General features: G+C 49.7%; 5 protein-coding genes and 1 pseudogene. 4 read left to right on the top strand and 2 right to left on the bottom strand.

Annotation, left to right across the window (positions count from 1 at the left end):
* Positions 1–68: 68 nt before the first annotated feature.
* The 3 genes from Q0P86_RS16720 (at position 69) to Q0P86_RS16710 (ending at position 1,063) form a co-directional block, all read left to right on the top strand.
* Positions 69–251: a hypothetical protein gene (locus Q0P86_RS16720; RefSeq protein WP_295041076.1), complete on the top strand. Its 183-nt coding sequence runs from the start codon at positions 69–71 to the stop codon at positions 249–251.
* A gap of 160 nt (positions 252–411) precedes the next feature.
* Positions 412–849, top strand: a complete 438-nt coding sequence (locus tag Q0P86_RS16715; protein WP_295041075.1) for a hypothetical protein — start codon at positions 412–414, stop codon at positions 847–849.
* A gap of 1 nt (position 850) precedes the next feature.
* Positions 851–1,063, top strand: a complete 213-nt coding sequence (locus tag Q0P86_RS16710; protein ID WP_295041074.1) for a hypothetical protein — start codon at positions 851–853, stop codon at positions 1,061–1,063.
* Positions 1,064–1,374: 311 nt separating this feature from the next.
* Here Q0P86_RS16710 and Q0P86_RS17025 read toward each other — a convergent pair.
* Together Q0P86_RS17025 and Q0P86_RS16695 are read right to left on the bottom strand one after the other, a co-directional pair.
* Positions 1,375–2,558: pseudogene (locus tag Q0P86_RS17025) on the bottom strand (aminoacyl--tRNA ligase-related protein); the annotation flags it as partial.
* Between the two features lie 57 nt (positions 2,559–2,615).
* The gene (locus Q0P86_RS16695) at positions 2,616–2,945 is read right to left on the bottom strand and encodes a hypothetical protein (protein ID WP_294115644.1); all 330 of its coding nucleotides are present in this window, start codon (positions 2,943–2,945) and stop codon (positions 2,616–2,618) included.
* A 311-nt stretch (positions 2,946–3,256) separates the two neighbouring features.
* On the opposite strand from Q0P86_RS16695, the gene Q0P86_RS16690 reads away from it, so the two are divergent.
* Positions 3,257–3,650: hypothetical protein (locus Q0P86_RS16690; RefSeq protein ID WP_295041070.1), on the top strand; the 394-nt coding region annotated here is incomplete at its 3' end.

Raw genomic sequence — 3,650 nt, 5'->3', positions numbered from 1 at the left:
AAAACGACAAATAAGCCCATCTTCAGGAAATGAATGTATTTTTAGAGGTACCCATTAGGAACAAGTATATGACTTACGAATTCGACCTTCATGAAAGCGAAGAAAAGGGCAAAACCAAAGCTCAAGTTGAAACTGCTGTAACCATGCTTGCAGATGGTGAACCTGTCGAAAAAATCGTCAAGTATTCGCGACTTTCCAAAGAGGAAGTGCTTAAATTGCGTGAATCTAGTATGGAATCGGCAACAAAGTAATTTTGAACCTCCCTAAAACTTGCCTTTGAGGTGCGAAAAAGGTATATTTACACTGATAAGGATAACACGACCCAATGGAAATTGACATCCAAATAGATTCCCTTACGAACTGCCTAGTGTGTCGAGAAACTGGAGAGCAACTCGACACCGAGTTTCGCTAGTGTTAAAAACTATTTCAAAGAAAGACGCCGTAGCACTACAACGAAAGGGGTGGAAATTCGATTGGAGCATACCACATCAGCACGATTATGAGGTTTATGAGTTGTTGTTGAAGGATGACACTCAAGTGCAAGGTATGATAGCACTGAAGCATATCCGCGATCAATTTTATACACATGTAGATATTGTAGAAGCTGCTCCGGAGAATATCGGGCATTTAGGAAAATACAAGGGCGTAGGAGCTCATCTCTTTGCAATAGCTTGCAAGTTAAGCTGGGATGTCGGTAACGAGGGCTATGTTCAGTTTACTGCGAAAACGAACCTTGTAGAACATTATCGTGAAACTTTAGGAGCGCGAAACATCGATTCTCAAAAAATGTTCATAGACAGCTATGGAGCATTGAAACTAATCAAAACCTATTTTCCTGAGGAGGCATAATATGATTGTAGCAGAAATTGAACCAGTTGTTGCATCACGCAAGAGCGATATGCTGCGAGAAAATTTCGACCGCTTCGGAGAAGACTTTTCTGACGGTCGTTTGACTGAACCATCTCCGACAGAACGACATTTCCGTTTGCATGAAGCAATTGCCTATTCAAACAGTTTGGGGCGTCCGCTCACAGAGCAGGAAATGAAACTGTTCGAAATTTAAACATTGGGCATATTTTTCAGAAGGCCATTGCTGATAAAGCAATGGTCTTCTGTTTTGGGCGGGAGGGCGGGGTAAGCCCGGGTGTTACAGAAACCCCTGCGGCTCGGCCATAGCTATGCAAGCATGGCTGCGGCACTCGCCTTGCATGGCTTTGCGGGTGCGGCGACTGTACATCCGCTAGAAAGGGTGGAGAGCAACGAAGTGCGAATCAGGGGAAGGCTTTCCCCTATACCAAAAAAACGCAAGCTCAATGAGTCTGCGTTTTCTAAAAGGCGATGCCGGAACAAAGTCCGGCATGACATGTTTGGCGACTAGCGAACGACTTTTCTGTCTTCAGCGGTCATCTTGAGGAAGTCGGCAACTTTCATGCTGCCCTTGTCGCCATCCTTACGCTTACGCACGGACACGACACCATCGGCAACTTCCTTCTCGCCTACGATGAGGAGGTAAGGCACCTTCTGCAGTTCGCACTGGCGAATCTTGTAGCCGAGCTTCTCATTCGACTCATCGACTTCCACGCGGACGCCGGCGTTCACGAGTTCCTTCTCAACCTTCTTCGCGTAGTCAACGAACTTCTCGGAAATCGGGAGCACGCGAGCCTGAACCGGAGCGAGCCACAGCGGGAAATCGCCCATGAATTCTTCAATCAAAATGCCGAGGAAGCGTTCGATAGAACCGACTGCCGCACGGTGCAACATCACCGGGATGTGCTTCTGGTTGTCCTTGCCGACATACTCGGCACCGAGGCGTTGCGGGAGGTTGAAGTCCACCTGGATGGTACCGCACTGCCAATCACGTCCGAGGGAATCCTTCAAGGTGAATTCGAGGTTGACGCCGATGGCGTCCGTGTCTGCACTCGGTCATAGAAAAATGCAAGCATTTTTCTGCGACACTCGTTTTGCACACTTTTCGGGCCATAGAAGGCGCCTTCGCCCGGATTCAAAATGTAGTCGAGGCCAGCGAGCTTCGTGGCTTCGGCGAGGGCGGCTTCAGCCTTGTCCCAAATTTCGTCGGAACCCACGCGGCGTTCCGGACGGGTAGAGAACTTTACCACGATATTGTCGAAACCGAAGTCGTGGTAGATTTGACGCCTTCGGCGTCCGTGGCTGCGCTCGGTCATGCCAGTCTGCAAGCAGCCTGTCGCGACACTCGCTTGCACACTTTTCCTTGACGAGGGCGCAGAAGTCGGCCACTTCGCTTGCAATCTGGTCTTCGGTACAGAAAATGTGGGCGTCGTCCTGCACAAAGCCGCGCACGCGCATCAGGCCGTGCATCGTACCGGCAGGTTCGTAACGGTGGCACTTACAAAACACAAGACCGGTTTGCCTAAATGCATAATTGAATTGGGGCGTGGCAAACCTCTCGCTTCAGCGCTTCATGTAACATGAGGCGCTTCCGGCTCACAGTCGGCAAGGCGCATCGGAAGGTCACGCCAGCTGCGCAGCCCCGTGTTGAAAATCTGAATGTGGCAGGGGCAGTTCATCGGCTTCACGGCCATTTCCACGTCGCCAGCCAGCGTGTTGACGCTTTCAGCGTCCGTGGCTGCACTCGGTCATGCCAAAATGCCAGCATTTTGTCGCGACACTCGTTTTGCACACTTTTGAACATGTTCTCGTTGTACTTGTCGGCGTGGCCGGACTTGATCCACAAAGTCTTGTTCACGATTGGGATGCAAGCATCCCAGCTCTTCGGCTCGGCAATGGACAAACGAGTTTGTCCGCTGCTCTCGCCTTGCATCGCTGTCCGGCGTAATCACTTCCTGGTAGCCGCGACGGTCAATCTTTCCGCGGATGTAGTCCTTCAGGGCGTTCACCATCTTGGTGCCCTTCGGGTGCCAGAACACCATGCCCGGAGAATGGTCTTCGATGTGGTAGAGGTCCATTTGACGCCTTCGGCGTCCGCGGCTGCGCCTCGGTCATGTCGAAAAGCAAGCTTTTCGTCGCGACACTCGGCTTGCACGCTTTTCCTTACCGTTCATGCGGCGGTCGCTTCGCGTGATAAGGGCGTTCCCCACACTATCGTGTGGGTCGGGCTATATTGCAAGGCCACCCGTGCGCACCTGCGGCACGCCCGCGCGGCTCTTGCAACCAAGTCTCGCTTCGCGAGTCTTGTCCCCAAGGGGTCACTATCCCTAACGCAGATGCTAAAAAAAATACATTTATCTTACAAATTTTATGTATATTTCAAATAAAAATGGACAATATTATGAAATTTTATAAATTACGCAGTTTCATTCTCTGCCTTCTTTTGGCAAATGTTGCTTTTGCAACCTCGCCGTCAGTCAGGTTATTGAGTGAACGGCATCGCACCGAATGGAACTGGGTTGAATATCGACTAGCTCTAACGAACCTTTCTAATTCAACCCTAGCGAATCCAACAATTCGCTATTTCGCAGAAAATCCTAGAATTCAATACTGCAAAGCGCATCCAAACGATGTCAGTTGTGCAGGAATGCAATTCGACAGTTTTGAAGTTGATTCCACACTTAGAACTGTCGTTGACGATTTCACTATAGTTGATTCCGTCAGGCCCCAGTTTTATTACAACTCCAAATATACAGTCATTTCACTTAAGTTCTTTGGCAACA

This window comes from uncultured Fibrobacter sp. (assembly GCF_946062555.1).
In the GTDB taxonomy this organism is placed as follows: domain Bacteria; phylum Fibrobacterota; class Fibrobacteria; order Fibrobacterales; family Fibrobacteraceae; genus Fibrobacter.
Note: the sequence above shows the minus strand (reverse complement) of the source record. Positions and strands in the feature narration are given on the sequence as shown.